Source organism: Enterobacter sp. JJBC (genome assembly GCF_036936505.1).
In the GTDB taxonomy this organism is placed as follows: Bacteria; Pseudomonadota; Gammaproteobacteria; order Enterobacterales; family Enterobacteriaceae; genus Enterobacter; species Enterobacter hormaechei_C.
The window spans coordinates 4,721,224-4,736,631 of the sequence record NZ_CP136935.1 but is presented as its reverse complement, the minus strand read 5'-3'; the positions used below and the strand labels follow the sequence as shown (position 1 = coordinate 4,736,631).

Below are 15,408 nucleotides of genomic sequence, written 5' to 3'. Positions count from 1 at the left end.
TTAACTATAATGAACCAACTGCTTACGCGGCATTAACAGCTGTGCCGCCCGACAATAATGGAGAGGATTATGAGTTATACACTGCCATCCCTGCCGTATGCCTACGACGCACTGGAACCGCATTTCGACAAGCAGACGATGGAAATCCATCACACTAAACACCACCAGACCTACGTGAACAACGCGAATGCTGCGCTGGAAAGCCTGCCAGAGTTCGCTAATCTGCCTGTTGAAGAGCTGATCACCAAACTGGACCAGCTGCCAGCAGACAAGAAAACCGTGCTGCGCAACAACGCGGGCGGTCACGCTAACCACAGCCTGTTCTGGAAAGGCCTGAAAACCGGCACCACCCTTCAGGGCGACCTGAAAGCGGCTATCGAGCGTGACTTCGGTTCCGTTGACAACTTCAAAGCGGAATTCGAAAAAGCCGCTGCAACCCGTTTCGGCTCTGGCTGGGCGTGGCTGGTTCTGAAAGGTGACAAACTGGCGGTCGTTTCTACCGCTAACCAGGATTCCCCGCTTATGGGTGAAGCTATCTCTGGCGCATCCGGCTTCCCAATTCTGGGTCTGGACGTGTGGGAACACGCTTACTACCTGAAGTTCCAGAACCGTCGCCCTGACTACATCAAAGCCTTCTGGGACGTGGTGAACTGGGACGAAGCAGCAGCGCGTTTCGCCGCTAAAAAATAAGGTTGCATTGACGCCTGTGAGAAGCGAGTCTGATGACTCGCTTTTTTTGTATCTGAAGGAGTGGAGATGCATTACCCGGTGAATGTGTTTACAGGCAAGGTAAGGGAGTACGAAGGCAGCCGCCCGAGTGCCATCGCCAAAGTGCAGGTCGACGGTGAGCTGACGTTGACCGATCTCGGGCTTGCGGGTGACCAGCAGGCTGAAAAGAAAATCCACGGCGGGCCCGATCGCGCGCTGTGCCATTATCCGCGCGAGCACTATCAGCACTGGAAAACCGAATTTCCTGAACAGGCTGACCTCTTCGTCGCCCCCGCGTTTGGCGAAAATCTCTCAACGGAGGGGCTGACGGAGAAGAACGTCTTTATCGGCGATATTTACCGCTGGGGCGATGCTTTGATTCAGGTCACCCAGCCGCGCTCACCGTGCTTTAAGCTTAATTACCATTTCGGCATTCAGGATATGTCGGCCCAGTTGCAAAACGCGGGTAAAACCGGCTGGCTGTATCGCGTTGTGCAGGCGGGACAGGTTTCGGCGGATGCGCCGCTTGAGCTGGCTTCGCGTTTGAGTGAGGTGTCGGTGTACGAGGCCTGCGCAATTGCCTGGCATATGCCGTTTGATGACGATCAGTATCACCGTCTGCTGTCAGCGGCGGGATTATCCACCAGCTGGACCAGAACGATGCAGAAGCGGCGGATAAGCGGCAAGATCGAGAGCAGTTCGCGGAGATTATGGGGGAAATAGTTCCCGCAGAAAGTAGGCCGGGTAAGGCGAAGCCGCCACCCGGCACATACGGTTACGAACGCTTATACAGCGGCAGCCACAGCGTTAACCTGAGCCCGCCCAGCGGGCTGTCATCGGCTTTCACCCAGCCACGGTGCTGTTGCATGGCGGTTTCAACAATCGCCAGACCCAGTCCCGTACCGCCCGATTCCCGGTCGCGCGCCTCGTCGGTACGGTAGAACGGACGGAAAATCTGCTCGCGATCTTCCGGGCTGACGCCAGGACCGTCGTCGTCGACGATGACGGTTATCCCGTCTTTATCCACCGAGAACGCCACCTCAATCTTCGTGTGCGAGTAGCGCAGGGCGTTACGCACGATATTCTCCAGCGCGCTTTCCAGCGTGTTGGGGTTACCGTAGAGCGGCCACGGGCCCGGCGGGAAGTTGACGGTGAACGATTTGCCCATCTGCTCCGCTTCGAACGCCGCGTTGTCCAGCACCTCATGCCAGAGGTGATTGGCTTTCACCGTTTCGCTCACCAGCGCGTTTTTCTGCTGATTGCGCGACATCACCAGCAGATCGTTTATCATGCTGTCCAGGCGATGCGCTTCCGTCTCAATACGCTCCAGCTCTTTGCTCTCACCGCTGCGGCGGCGCAGCAGGGCGGTACCCAGCTGTAAGCGCGTGAGCGGCGTCCGCAGCTCGTGGGAGATATCCGACAGCAGGCGTTGCTGCGCGGTCATCATGCGGTCAAGAGCAGAGACCATCTGGTTAAAACTGGTTCCGGCGGCCAGGAACTCCTGCGGCCCGGATTCCAGCTCCGGATGCTGCCTCAGGTTGCCCTGCGCCACTTCGTCCGCCGCATTTTTCAGCTTACGCGCCGGTTTCGCCAGGCTCCACGCCAGCCATAATAGCAGCGGGGAACTGACCAGCATCGTGACAATCAACAGCAAAAGCGGACGGTCAAACAGCAGGTTGATGAAGTCGGACTGGGAACTGCTCGCAGGGCGAATCAGGTAGAGCTGATAATTGTCTTCCCCATCCCGCACCGAGAAAGGACCGACCATCTCTACCCGACCATATTTCTTTTTCTGTGGGTGATCGGCATTATCCGCCTGGCCAATAAAGTTGCGGATAATCTGCATTTCATTGCGATCGGCCCCAATCACGCGGCCTTCACTGGTGACCAGTAAAAGACGTTGTCCGGGGGGCGCCCACTTGTCGATAGCGCGAAACAACCTGCGCCACCACATTAAATCGTTCGGCGGATCGTTTGCCAGCTCCGCTTCCACGTGCTGCTCGATCATCACGCCCTGACGTTGCTCGCTGTCGAGTAGCTCCGTCATCTGGCGTGAGTCGAGTTTTGGCAACATCAAAACGAGCATTAAAACCAGTGCCAGCGTCAGCCAGAAGATGGCGAAGATGCGGGCGGTTAAGCTGCCTATCATGAAGCGGAAACCATCAGATAACCGCGACCACGCAGGGTTTTGAACCAGGGATGACCGTCTTTACGCTCCGGCAGCTTACGGCGCAGGTTCGAGATATGCATGTCGATGGCGCGGTCAAACGGGGTGAGGCGTTTGCCCAGCACTTCCTGGCTTAAGTGTTCACGCGACACCACCTGGCCGAGATGCTGCGCCAGCAGATACAGCAGGGTGAACTCGGTGCCGGTTAGCTCCAGCGTTTCACCGTCGAAGCTCGCTTCCTGGCGGCCCGGGTTCAGGCTCAGGGAGTCCACTTCCAGCGTAGGTGAGCTGTTGTCGGTATTCTGCTGCTGCTCGCTCCAGTGAGAGCGGCGCAGGATCGCGCGAATACGGGCCACCAGTTCACGGTCGTTGAACGGCTTAGGTAAATAGTCATCCGCACCCAGCTCAAGGCCGAGTACGCGGTCAAGCTCGCTGCCGCGTGCGGTCAGCATAATGACGGGGGTCTGGTGTGTCTGGCGAAGCTCTTTCAACGTATCAATACCGTTTTTCTTCGGCATCATGACGTCGAGCAAAAGTAAATCGATGCTGTCGTCAAGGAGACTCAGCGCCTGCTCGCCATCATGGGCAACCAGGACGTTGAAACCTTCCATGTCGAGCAACTCCTTTAAAAGAGATGTGAGCTCTCGGTCATCATCAACTAACAGGATTTTATTCATTGTTTAAATACCTCCGAGGCAGAAATTACGACATCAAGGCTATCTAATCCATGACTTTACGTTGTTTTACACCCCCTGACGCATGTTTGCAGCCTGAATCGTAGACTGTCTCTCGTTGAATCGCGACACGAAAGATTTTGGGAGCAAGTGATGCGCAAAGTTACCGCTGCCGTCATGGCCTCAACGCTGGCCTTCAGTGCGTTTAGCCAGGCTGCTGTAGCTATCATCAGCGATAACGGTTCCTCAGCAGAGGGCGCAACGCAGCACAGCAGCCAAAGCCATATGTTTGACGGCATAAGTTTAACCGAACATCAGCGTCAACAGATGCGAGATCTGATGCAGAGGGCAAGACACGACCAGCCCCCTGTTAATGTTAGCGAAATGGAGACAATGCATCGCCTTGTCACCGCAGAAAATTTTGACGAAAGCGCTGTACGCGCTCAGGCCGAAAAAATGGCGCAGGAACAGGTTGCCCGCCAGGTAGAGATGGCGAAGGTTCGCAACCAGATGTTCCACCTGCTAACGCCCGAGCAGCAAGCGGTTTTGAATACCAAACATCAGCAACGTATGAACCAGTTGCGTGAGGTTGCACGGATGCAGCGAAGCTCAGATATGACGCTTTTCAGTAGCAATAGCAGTACCCGTAGTAACCAGTAAACCCTGTTTTCCTTGCCATAGACACCATCCCTGTCTTCCCCCACATGATGTGGGGGTTTTTTTTGCCCATCGTTCCGGTTTGTTAACGCTTTATTCATCCTTTCACTCCACCACCATCCGTTATACTAGCGCCATGGCATGACAGGAGTGTTTATGAATCAATCCTATGGACGGCTGGTAAGCCGGGCCGCAATAGCCGCGACGGTGATGGCGTCGTGTTTACTGATCATTAAAATTTTCGCGTGGTGGTACACCGGATCGGTCAGTATTCTGGCGGCGCTGGTGGACTCACTGGTGGATATTGCCGCCTCGCTGACCAACCTGCTGGTGGTGCGCTACTCGCTGCAACCGGCGGATGAAGAGCATACGTTTGGCCACGGCAAAGCGGAATCGCTGGCGGCGCTGGCACAAAGCATGTTTATTTCGGGCTCTGCGCTTTTCCTGTTTTTGACCGGCATTCAGCATCTTGTTTCGCCGTCACCAATGAACGATCCGGGCGTTGGCGTGGTCGTAACGGTAGTTGCACTTATAAGCACACTTGTTCTTGTAACGTTCCAGCGCTGGGTTGTACGCAAAACACAAAGCCAGGCTGTACGGGCCGATATGCTTCATTATCAGTCTGATGTTATGATGAATGGGGCTATTCTTATTGCGCTTGGTCTGGCCTGGTATGGCTGGCATCGGGCCGATGCGTTGTTTGCGTTAGGGATAGGGATCTATATTTTATACAGCGCCTTGCGGATGGGGTATGACGCGGTACAGTCGCTTCTTGACCGTGCGCTTCCGGATGCAGAACGTGATGAAATTTATGCCATCGTGACCAACTGGCCCGGCGTCAGTGGTGCTCACGATCTTCGTACGCGGCAGTCAGGGCCGACCCGCTTTATTCAGATTCATTTGGAAATGGAAGACAACCTGCCACTGGTTCAGGCGCATATGGTCGCTGAACAGGTGGAGCAGGCGATTTTGCAGCGTTTCCCTGGGTCAGACGTCATTATTCACCAGGATCCGTGTTCTGTCGTACCCAGGGCGTTTTGAGCTTTCGTAATTCGTTGTAAAAAAGTGAGCCAGAGCAGCATTTTGTGGATAAATTACCACCATATGGCCTGACCTGAATCAATTCAGCTGGAAGGGATTGATATACTATTTGCAGTATTCGACGGTTGAACAGTTTCTTCCGGCAGCAGATTTCAATTTTGCATTCCTAAGTTCAGAGGTAGTCATGATTAAGAAAATCGGTGTGTTGACAAGCGGCGGTGATGCGCCGGGCATGAACGCGGCAATCCGTGGGGTTGTCCGTGCAGCGCTGACGGAAGGTCTGGAAGTTTTTGGTATCTATGACGGTTACCTGGGTCTGTATGAAGACCGCATGGTTCAGCTCGACCGCTACAGCGTGTCTGACATGATCAACCGTGGCGGTACTTTCCTCGGTTCTGCACGCTTCCCGGAATTCCGTGACGAACACATCCGTGAAGTGGCTATCGAAAACATGAAAAAACGGGGTCTGGATGCGCTGGTGGTTATCGGCGGCGACGGCTCCTACATGGGTGCAAAACGTCTGACTGAAATGGGCTTCCCGTGCATCGGCCTGCCTGGCACCATCGACAACGACATTAAAGGCACCGACTACACCATCGGTTACTTCACCGCGCTGGGTACCGTTGTGGAAGCGATTGACCGCCTGCGTGACACCTCTTCCTCTCACCAGCGTATTTCCATTGTTGAAGTGATGGGCCGTTACTGCGGTGACCTGACTCTGGCGGCGGCAATTGCCGGTGGCTGTGAGTTCGTGGTGGTGCCGGAAGTGGAATTCAGCCGTGAAGATCTGGTCGCTGAAATCAAAGCTGGTATCGCGAAAGGCAAAAAACATGCGATCGTTGCCATCACCGAGCACATCTGTGACGTTGACGAGCTGGCGAAGTACATCGAAACCGAAACCAAACGCGAAACCCGCGCGACCGTTCTGGGTCACATTCAGCGTGGCGGTTCCCCAGGCCCGTACGACCGTATCCTGGCGTCCCGCATGGGCGCGTACGCGATCGAGCTGCTGCTACAGGGCCACGGCGGCCGCTGCGTCGGTATCCAGAACGAGAAACTGGTTCACCATGACATCATCGACGCCATTGAAAACATGAAGCGTCCGTTCAAAGGTGACTGGCTGGACTGCGCGAAAAAACTGTACTGATTGGCTCTGTTGCCCGGTGGTGACAAGGTAAATGCAAAACGGTAACCCAAGGGTTACCGTTTTTTATGGTTGCTCCCTCTCCCGTGGGAGAGGGTTGGGGTGAGGGCATCAGGCCGCTCATTCATTTTTTTATTCCTTCACGTTATAGCCAATCTTTTTTTATTCTTTAATCATCGATTAGCTTTCTGGCACGCTGCATTCATCAAAACACTACACAAGAGAGCTGGGCGATGAATAAATGGGGCGTGGGGTTAACATTATTGCTGGCATCAACCAGCGTTCTGGCAAAGGACATTCAGTTACTGAATGTGTCGTACGATCCGACGCGTGAACTGTACGACCAGTACAACAAAGCTTTCGCGGCGCACTGGAAACAGGAAACCGGCGATAACGTGGTGGTTCGCCAGTCTCACGGCGGTTCCGGTAAGCAGGCGACATCGGTGATCAACGGTATCGAAGCCGACGTGGTGACCCTGGCGCTGGCTTATGACGTGGATGCGATCGCGGAGCGTGGCCGTATCGACAAAAACTGGATCAAGCGCCTGCCGGACAACTCTGCGCCATACACCTCGACCATCGTCTTCCTGGTGCGCAAAGGCAACCCGAAACAGATTAAAGATTGGAACGACCTGATTAAGCCTGGCGTGTCTGTCATTACCCCGAACCCGAAAAGTTCCGGCGGCGCACGCTGGAACTACCTGGCGGCCTGGGGCTACGCGCTGCACCACAACAACGGCGATCAGGCCAAAGCACAGGACTTCGTCAAAGCACTGTTTAAAAACGTCGAAGTGCTGGACTCCGGCGCGCGCGGCGCAACCAACACCTTCGTCGAGCGCGGCATCGGCGACGTGCTGATCGCCTGGGAAAACGAAGCCCTGCTGGCGACCAACGAGCTGGGTAAAGACAAGTTCGAGATCGTCACCCCGAGCGAATCCATCCTCGCTGAGCCGACCGTCTCCGTCGTCGATAAGGTTGTTGATAAGAAGGGCACCAAAGCGGTGGCGGAAGCCTACCTGAAGTACCTCTACTCACCGGAAGGGCAGGAAATTGCGGCGAAAAACTTCTACCGCCCACGCGATGAGGCCGTCGCGAAGAAATACGAAAACGCCTTCCCGAAACTGAAGCTGTTTACTATCGATGATGTTTTTGGCGGCTGGACCAAAGCGCAGAAAGAGCACTTCTCTAACGGCGGCACCTTCGACCAGATCAGCAAGCGCTAAGCGTTTTACAAAGAACGACACGGTAACCCGGTGTGAGAAATCCGCCGGGTTTTTTATTTGGTCATCATTTTGCGTTACTCTTTTGCCTCTATTGAAAACAGGGAACGCGTTGTGAAAAAAATTATCTTACTGATTCTGATCGTTATCGCCCTTGCCGCAGGCGGCGTGTACTGGATGAAAGCGGGTAATCCGAATGCGTTGCGTCATATCGTTCTCGACCAGTGTGTGCCCAACCAGCTGCATAACCGTAACCCGGCACCGTGCGCGCAGGTGAAGCCAGATGCGGGCTACGTGGTGTTCAAAGACCGCAACGGACCGTTGCAATACCTGCTGATGCCCACGTACCGTATCAACGGCACTGAAAGCCCGCTGCTGACAGAGCCGCAGACACCGAATTTCTTCTGGCTGGCATGGCAGTCTCGTCATTTTATGAGCATGAAACGAGGGGCCGACGTGCCTGACAGCGCCGTTTCGCTAACCATCAACTCCCCGACCGGGCGCACGCAAAACCATTTTCATATCCACATCTCCTGTCTGCGCCCAGACGTGCGCGAGAAGCTGAACGCGTCGCAGGGGCAAATCAGCACCCAGTGGTTACCGCTTCCGGGCGGGCTGGAAGGGCATGAATACCTTGCCCGTCGGGTGACGGAGAACGAACTGGTGCAGCGCAGCCCGTTTATGATGCTGGCGGAAGAGCTGCCAGAAGCGCGCGACCATATGGGACGCTTCGCGCTGGCGATGGCGCAGCAGTCAGACGGCTCGTTTGTATTGCTGGCGACAGAGCGTAATTTGCTTACCTTTAACCGCGCGTCAGCTGAGGAATTGCAGGATCATCAATGCGATATCCTGAAGTGACCCCACCATAAATAGCGTTTACTCGCCCTGCCTGTCGCCGTAGACTTGCTGAAAAATTCTACAGGAGACAGGTATGTCGCTCTGGTTAACGCATCCTCTGCTGCTTCCCTCGCTGATCGTCGGCGTCACCATCGTGCTGTGGGCGACGTCGCTGTTGCCCGAATTTATCACCGCGCTGTTGTTTTTCACGGCGGCGATGACCGCCAGAATCGCCCCGCCGGAAGTGATCTTCGGCGGCTTCGCCTCGTCTGCCTTCTGGCTGGTGTTCAGCGGCTTTGTGCTGGGTGTGGCGATTCGGAAAACCGGCCTGGCGGACAGGGCCGCCCGGGCGCTGTCGGCAAAGCTTACCGACTCCTGGGTGCTGATGGTGGCAAGCGTTGTGCTACTGAGCTATGCCCTGGCATTCGTGATGCCGTCGAACATGGGACGTATTGCGCTTCTGATGCCGATTGTCGCCGCGATGGCGAAGCGGGCCGGCATTCCTGATGGCTCGCGGGCCTGGTTTGGCCTGGCGCTGGCGGTCGGGTTTGGCACCTTCCAGCTCTCGGCCACTATTTTGCCCGCCAACGTGCCCAACCTGGTGATGAGCGGCGCGGCGGAAGGCTCATACGGCATCCACCTGAACTATGTTCCGTATCTGCTGCTGCACACCCCGGTGCTGGGTATTCTCAAAGGCCTGATTCTGATTGGCCTGATCTGCTGGCTGTTCCCCGGCAACCCGAAACCGGCGAAGGATCTCGCGCCATCGGAACCGATGGGGCGTGACGAAAAACGGCTCGCCTGGCTGCTGGCGGTGGTGTTGACGATGTGGGTGACGGAGAGCTGGCACGGCGTAGGCCCAGCGTGGACAGGGCTGGCGGCCTCAGTCGTCGTTATGCTGCCGCGTATAGGTTTTATCACCGGGGAGGAGTTCTCGGCGGGGGTGAATATGCGTACCTGTATTTACGTCGCGGGTATACTCGGGCTGGCCATTACGGTAACGCAGACCGGTATCGGTTCGACCGTAGGTGAAGCGTTGCTCCATATCATGCCGCTGGATGCAGATCGCCCGTTTACCAGCTTCCTGGCGCTGACGGGGATCACCACGGCGCTCAACTTCATTATGACCGCCAATGGCGTTCCGGCGCTGTACACCACGCTGGCGCAGAGCTTCTCCGACGCGACCGGCTTCCCGCTGCTGTCGGTGATCATGATTCAGGTGCTGGGGTATTCCACGCCGCTGCTGCCGTATCAGGCGTCGCCAATTGTGGTGGCGATGGGCTTAGGGAAAGTGCCTGCGAAGGCGGGGATGCTGCTCTGTCTGGCGCTGGCGATTGCGACGTACCTGGTGCTGCTGCCGCTGGATTATTTGTGGTTTAGCGTATTAGGACGTTTGTAGTGGTTTTGTAGGGCGGGTTAGCGAAGCGCCACCCGCCACAAAGGCAATTACGCCTGCTTAGCCGCTTCTGCCGCTTTAACGATCACCGCGAAAGCGTCTGCTTTCAGGGATGCGCCGCCAACCAGCGCGCCATCGATGTCTGGCTGGGTGAACAGCTCAGCTGCGTTTGATGCGTTAACGGAACCGCCGTACTGGATGATGACCTGCTCCGCCACTTTCGCGTCTGCTTTCGCAATGTGGTCACGAATGAACTTGTGCACCGCCTGTGCCTGCGCTGGAGTTGCAGATTTGCCGGTACCGATCGCCCAGACTGGCTCGTATGCGATAACCGCGCCTTCGAACGCTGCCGCGCCCTGGGTTTTCAGCACAGCGTCGATCTGACGTGCGCACACTTCTTCGGTTTTACCCGCTTCGTTTTCTGCTTCGGTTTCACCGATGCACAGAACCGGGATCAGACCCTGCTCTTTCAGCACAGCGAATTTCTTCGCGATGAACTCGTCAGATTCTTTGTGGTAGGTGCGACGCTCAGAGTGGCCGATGATGATGTATTTCGCGCCGATGTCTTTCAGCATTTCAGCGGAGGTTTCACCGGTAAACGCGCCAGACAGGTTAACGTCAACGTTCTGCGCGCCCAGAATGATGTGGCTGCCGTCAGCGGCACGTTTAGCCAGATCCAGGTACATATCCGGCGGAGCGATAGCAACCGCGCAGCCGGTCACGCCAGCCAGCTCTTTACGCAGGTTAGCAACCAGTTCGTTTACCATGTGGCGGCTGCCGTTCAGTTTCCAGTTACCCATCACTAAAGGATGTCGCATTTCAATTCTCCACGCTCAATAAGCGAATTAAGGAATATGGCCACCCTTAAGGGCAGCATGGTCTGTGAATCAGTATAGAGATTTTCCCTCGAAAGGCTTTGCTTTTTGTCATTAATTCGCCCCCTCGAGTGCGTCTGATAGGGCCAGCTTAATCGGTTCAACCGCGAAGGTCAGCCCCTTTTCGCCGTTATCTGCGACGACATAGCGAACGGCACCTTCCGTATCGGCGTAATAGCGTTTGTTTTTCCCCGCGGTAAGTAGTTTTTGCAGCTTTTGCTGGCTTTGTGCTTTCGTGAAGGTGGGGGTAAAGGCGCGCAGAATAGCGCTCATGTACTCCAGCGCTTTCGCTTTCGCCGCTTTCTGCTCTGGGCCCTGAATCGGCAGCCAGGTGATCTGCATGCTTTTGATTTTTAACGTTCCGCGCTCAAGGGCGGTAGAGGCATACAGATTCTCGTTAATTTTGCTGGCCGCGCGGGTCAGGGTCGGCGTATCGCGGGCGCTGTCAATCGCTCGGAACTCTCCCAACGGAAGTGAGGGGTTTTCTTTGTTGAAGGCTTCGCGGAACTGGCTGATAGATTGATCGAAAGAGGGAGCGCCCGCCAGAAGATAGGGGGCGGTGACCGGGGAAGCCGTTTCCGTGGCGTACAGGGAAAAACTGGCGCACAGCATCGCTAAACACAAATAAAGAGAGTGTGCCGAACTTTTCATCAACATTGCCCCTGGCCGTCATTGCCCATGATTAAAACGATATCTGGTCGGCTTGTCAAAAGGTCACAACTCCAGGGTAAAATGCGGGCTAAACAATAATAAGGAACCTTACATGACCATACAGCAGTGGCTGTTTTCATTCAAAGGGCGTATTGGGCGCCGTGACTTCTGGATCTGGATTGCAACGTGGGTTGTCGCCATGCTGCTTCTGTTTTTTGTTGCCTACAACGCATGGCTGAGCACGCAAACCGCGGCATTTGCGCTGGTCTGTTTACTGTGGCCAACCGCCGCCGTGGTGGTGAAACGTCTGCACGATCGTGGCCGCTCCGGCGCATGGGCTTTCCTGATTATCCTGGCGTGGATGCTGGTGGCGGGGAACTGGTCATTGCTGCCCTCAATCCTCCCATGGGTGGTGGGCAGACTGCTGCCGACGGTTATCTTTGTGATGATGGTTGTCGAACTGGGCGCGTTTATCGGCACCCAGAGCGAGAACAAATATGGTAAAGATACCCTTGAGGTGAAGTACCGCTGATCACCAGTAGTGTTCAGCGGTCATGTGGCCCGGCCGGCGGCGAAGGTGCTTCGTCATCTGTCGGGTATCTTTCAGCAGCTGCTGCGTATCGCGTACCATCTGCGGGTTACCGCACAGCATCACATGGCTGGTTTCGGTATTCATCGGTAAACCCACCGCCTCTTCCAGCGCGCCGCTTTCAATCAACGCCGGAACGCGACCGGTTAACGAGCCAGCTGCGGTTTCGCGGCTGACCACCGTCTGAATTTTTAACTTTCCGCCATATCGCTGTTCCAGCGCCTGCATCTGCGGCAAATAGCTCAGGTCTGCGGCGTAGCGCGCGGCGTGAACCAGCACGATATTTTTAAAGCGCTCCAGATCTTTGCCGTATTGCAGAATGGAAAGATACGGGCCGATGGCCGTGCCGGTCGCCAGCATCCAGAGCGTGTCACAGTCGGGGATTTCATCCAGCACGAAGAACCCCGCCGCGTCGGAGACAATCTGCACTTCATCGCCTGGCTTCAGCGCAGCGAGGCGCGGGCTGAGCTTACCGTCCGGGACGGTGACCAGATAGAACTCAAGGTCCGGGTTATCAGGCGCATTAACGTAAGAGTAGGCGCGCTGTACGCGTTCACCGTCGATATCCAGCCCGAGTTTGGCAAACTGCCCGGCAGTAAACGGATGAACGGGAGCGTGCAGCGTGAGGCTAAATAGCGCATCGGTCCAGAACTGTACCTTTGTGACTTTACCTGTTACCCAGTCCGCCATGATCTTCTCCTGTGCTGTTTCTCTCTTCTATCTTCCGTACTTGTGGGAAACATTTCCAGCCCATTCGGGCCGGAAAGCTCTATCGATCAAACGGTTTTACAGAATGTGCGTCTGTACGTCCGGATCTTTACGATCGAGATAATGAATGGACTTAATGCGGCGAATAGTGCGGGATTTACCGCGGATCAGCAGGGTTTCAGTGGTGGCCATGTTGCCCTTGCGGGTGATGCCGTCCAGCAGATCGCCTTTGGTGATGCCGGTTGCGGAGAAGACCACGTTATCGCTGCGGGCCATCTCGTTTAGCGCGAGCACTTTATTGGCCTCGATGCCCATCGCCGCGCAGCGCGCCAGTTCGTCTGCACCAATGCGAAGGTTCTCGTCGCTGTCGCCTTTCACCTCATGGCGTGGCAGCAGACGCGCCTGCATATCGCCGTCCAGCGCGCGGATCACTGCCGCAGAGACCACACCCTCCGGCGCGCCGCCGATGCCGTAAAGCACGTCGACTTCGCTGTCAGGCATGCAGGTCAGAATAGAGGCGGCAACGTCGCCATCCGGAATAGCAAATACGCGCACGCCAAGCGTTTGCAGGTACGCGATGGTGGCGTCGTGGCGCGGTTTTGCCAGAATGGTCACGGTGAGTTCGCTGAGCGCTTTACCCAGCGCCGCAGCGATATTGCGCAGGTTGGCGTCCAGCGGCAGACTAAGGTCGATAGCGCCTTTAGCGCCAGGACCGACGATCAGCTTTTCCATATACATATCGGGCGCGTTGAGGAAGCAGCCCTTATCGCCCACCGCCAGTACCGCCAGCGCGTTGGCCTGGCCCATCGCCGTCATGCGCGTGCCTTCGATCGGGTCGACCGCGATATCCACCGCATCGCCTTTGCCGGTCCCGACCTTTTCACCGATGTAGAGCATCGGCGCTTCGTCGATCTCGCCTTCACCGATGACGATAGTGCCGTCGATGTTGACCTGGTTAAGCACAATGCGCATGGCGTGGACGGCTGCGCCGTCTGCGGTATTTTTGTCGCCACGGCCCAGCCACTTGTAGCCTGCGAGGGCGGCAGCTTCGGTGACGCGGGAAAACTCGATAGCAAGTTCACGTTTCATGAGGTACTCGTACAATCAAAAGGAATTGCACGAAGTTTATCACAGAGTGGGGAGGGTCGAGGGGACCGGTGCGGTTGGAGCCCCTCACCCTAACCCTCTCCCCAGGGGAGAGGGAATATAGGCTTACTCGTCGTGCTCTTCCCACGCCAGGGCACGTTTCACCGCTTTCTTCCAGCCGCTGTAGCGGTAGTTGCGCTCGGTGGTTTCGATGCCAGGACGGAATTCGCGTTCGATAACCGCTTTTTCCTGAAGCTCGTCGAGGTTTTGCCAGAAGCCAACCGCCAGACCTGCCAGATACGCCGCGCCCAGCGCCGTCACTTCTCGCACCTCAGGACGTTCAACGCGAGTGCCCAGAATGTCGGACTGGAACTGCATCAGAAAGTTGTTGGCTACTGCACCGCCGTCCACGCGCAGGGCGTGCAGACGAATGCCAGAGTCAGCCTGCATCGCTTCCAGCACGTCGCGCGTCTGGTAGGCGATGGATTCCAGCGTCGCGCGAATGATGTGGTTTGAGTTCACGCCGCGCGTCAGGCCGAAAATCGCGCCGCGGGCGTACGGATCCCAGTACGGTGCGCCCAGACCGGTGAACGCTGGCACCACGTACACGCCGTTGGTGTCTTTCACTTTGGTCGCGAAGTATTCGGAGTCAAACGCGTCGCTAATCAGCTTCATCTCGTCGCGCAGCCACTGAATGGAGGCACCCGCCATGAATACCGCGCCTTCCAGGGCATAGTTCACTTCGCCGCGCGGGCCGCAGGCGATGGTGGTCAGCAGACCGTTTTCTGATTTCACCGCTTTCTCGCCCGTGTTCATCAGCATAAAGCAGCCGGTGCCGTAGGTGTTCTTCGCCATCCCTTCTTTTACGCACAGCTGGCCGAACAGGGCTGCCTGCTGGTCACCGGCGATACCGGCGATAGGAATACGCGTGCCGCCTTTACCGCCAATGTTGGTCTGGCCGTACACTTCTGAAGATTTACGCACGTCTGGCAGCATCGCTCGCGGAATGTCCAGCGCGTCCAGCATCTTGTCATCCCACTCCAGAGTGTTGATGTTGAACAGCATGGTGCGCGAGGCGTTGGTGTAGTCGGTGACGTGAACGCGTCCCTGAGTCATCTTCCAGATAAGCCAGGTATCGACGGTACCGAAGAGCAGCTCGCCACGACGTGCGCGCTCGCGTGAACCTTCCACGTGGTCGAGGATCCACTTCACTTTGGTGCCGGAGAAATAGGGGTCAACCACCAGGCCGGTGGCGCTGCGCACGTACTCTTCCATGCCGTCGCGCTTCAGCTGTTCGCAGATCTCTGACGTACGGCGGCACTGCCAGACGATGGCGTTGTAGATGGGCTTACCGGTTTCGCGCTCCCAGACCACAGTCGTTTCACGCTGGTTGGTGATACCGATAGCGGCAATCTGGTCAGAACTGATGTCGGCTTTCGCCAGCACTTCCACCAGCGTGGAGCTTTGTGACGCCCAGATCTCCATCGGGTCGTGTTCAACCCAGCCTGGACGCGGATAAATTTGCTCAAATTCGCGTTGAGACACGCTGACAATGTTCGCGTCATGATCCATTACGACAGCGCGGGAGCTGGTAGTGCCCTGGTCGAGCGCAACGATATATTTTTTTTCGGTCATGGTATGTGTCCCGTAGTCAG

At 56.3% G+C, this 15,408-nt stretch carries 16 protein-coding genes; 9 read left to right on the top strand and 7 right to left on the bottom strand.

Annotated features, from left to right (window positions below; translation table 11 throughout):
* The first annotated feature begins 69 nt into the window (after positions 1-69).
* Complete coding sequence (gene sodA / locus RY075_RS22730) at positions 70-690, top strand: superoxide dismutase [Mn] (protein WP_003861999.1); 621 nt, start codon at positions 70-72, stop codon at positions 688-690.
* A 66-nt stretch (positions 691-756) separates the two neighbouring features.
* The gene (yiiM, locus tag RY075_RS22725) at positions 757-1,431 is read left to right on the top strand and encodes a 6-hydroxyaminopurine reductase (protein WP_003862001.1); all 675 of its coding nucleotides are present in this window, start codon (positions 757-759) and stop codon (positions 1,429-1,431) included.
* Positions 1,432-1,483: 52 nt separating this feature from the next.
* Here yiiM and cpxA read toward each other — a convergent pair whose 3' ends face one another.
* A complete protein-coding gene (gene cpxA, locus RY075_RS22720; protein WP_015569937.1) occupies positions 1,484-2,857 on the bottom strand; it encodes an envelope stress sensor histidine kinase CpxA in 1,374 nt (457 codons plus the stop codon).
* On the bottom strand, positions 2,854-3,552 hold the full coding sequence (gene cpxR / locus RY075_RS22715; protein WP_003862004.1) for an envelope stress response regulator transcription factor CpxR: 699 nt from the start codon (positions 3,550-3,552) through the stop codon (positions 2,854-2,856). Before cpxR ends, cpxA begins: the two co-directional genes overlap by 4 nt.
* Positions 3,553-3,702: 150 nt before the next feature.
* Between cpxR and cpxP the strand changes: the two genes are divergently transcribed.
* The 6 genes from cpxP (at position 3,703) to RY075_RS22685 (ending at position 9,847) form a co-directional block, all read left to right on the top strand.
* Entirely contained in the window at positions 3,703-4,209 is a 507-nt protein-coding gene (cpxP, locus tag RY075_RS22710; protein WP_003862006.1) for a cell-envelope stress modulator CpxP, read from the top strand.
* 153 nt (positions 4,210-4,362) lie between these two features.
* On the top strand, positions 4,363-5,247 hold the full coding sequence (fieF, locus tag RY075_RS22705; RefSeq protein WP_022652064.1) for a CDF family cation-efflux transporter FieF: 885 nt from the start codon (positions 4,363-4,365) through the stop codon (positions 5,245-5,247).
* A gap of 184 nt (positions 5,248-5,431) precedes the next feature.
* A complete protein-coding gene (pfkA, locus tag RY075_RS22700) occupies positions 5,432-6,394 on the top strand; it encodes a 6-phosphofructokinase (protein WP_003862009.1) in 963 nt (320 codons plus the stop codon).
* A gap of 230 nt (positions 6,395-6,624) precedes the next feature.
* Positions 6,625-7,614, top strand: a complete 990-nt coding sequence (locus tag RY075_RS22695) for a sulfate ABC transporter substrate-binding protein (RefSeq protein ID WP_003862012.1) — start codon at positions 6,625-6,627, stop codon at positions 7,612-7,614.
* 111 nt (positions 7,615-7,725) lie between these two features.
* Positions 7,726-8,469, top strand: coding sequence for a CDP-diacylglycerol diphosphatase (locus RY075_RS22690; protein ID WP_003862014.1), 744 nt, complete (start codon positions 7,726-7,728; stop codon positions 8,467-8,469).
* A gap of 73 nt (positions 8,470-8,542) precedes the next feature.
* Positions 8,543-9,847, top strand: coding sequence for an SLC13 family permease (locus RY075_RS22685; RefSeq protein WP_045895071.1), 1,305 nt, complete (start codon positions 8,543-8,545; stop codon positions 9,845-9,847).
* A 47-nt stretch (positions 9,848-9,894) separates the two neighbouring features.
* Here the strand turns inward: RY075_RS22685 and tpiA are convergent, their stop codons facing one another.
* Together tpiA and RY075_RS22675 are read right to left on the bottom strand one after the other, a co-directional pair.
* Positions 9,895-10,662: a triose-phosphate isomerase gene (gene tpiA / locus RY075_RS22680; protein WP_003862019.1), complete on the bottom strand. Its 768-nt coding sequence runs from the start codon at positions 10,660-10,662 to the stop codon at positions 9,895-9,897.
* A 111-nt stretch (positions 10,663-10,773) separates the two neighbouring features.
* Positions 10,774-11,370, bottom strand: coding sequence for a DUF1454 family protein (locus tag RY075_RS22675; RefSeq protein ID WP_022652062.1), 597 nt, complete (start codon positions 11,368-11,370; stop codon positions 10,774-10,776).
* A 112-nt stretch (positions 11,371-11,482) separates the two neighbouring features.
* On the opposite strand from RY075_RS22675, the gene RY075_RS22670 reads away from it, so the two are divergent.
* Positions 11,483-11,902, top strand: coding sequence for a DUF805 domain-containing protein (locus tag RY075_RS22670; protein WP_003862022.1), 420 nt, complete (start codon positions 11,483-11,485; stop codon positions 11,900-11,902).
* On the opposite strand, the gene fpr is transcribed toward RY075_RS22670, so the two are convergent.
* The 3 genes from fpr to glpK all read right to left on the bottom strand — a co-directional run bounded on the left by fpr (position 11,903) and on the right by glpK (position 15,388).
* Positions 11,903-12,649 (bottom strand): ferredoxin--NADP(+) reductase, encoded by a 747-nt coding sequence (gene fpr / locus RY075_RS22665; protein ID WP_003862024.1) that lies wholly within the window; start codon positions 12,647-12,649, stop codon positions 11,903-11,905. It lies immediately after the preceding gene.
* A gap of 96 nt (positions 12,650-12,745) precedes the next feature.
* Positions 12,746-13,756 (bottom strand): class II fructose-bisphosphatase, encoded by a 1,011-nt coding sequence (gene glpX / locus RY075_RS22660; RefSeq protein ID WP_023315041.1) that lies wholly within the window; start codon positions 13,754-13,756, stop codon positions 12,746-12,748.
* Between the two features lie 123 nt (positions 13,757-13,879).
* The gene (glpK, locus tag RY075_RS22655) at positions 13,880-15,388 is read right to left on the bottom strand and encodes a glycerol kinase GlpK (RefSeq protein ID WP_003862028.1); all 1,509 of its coding nucleotides are present in this window, start codon (positions 15,386-15,388) and stop codon (positions 13,880-13,882) included.
* Positions 15,389-15,408: the final 20 nt, after the last annotated feature.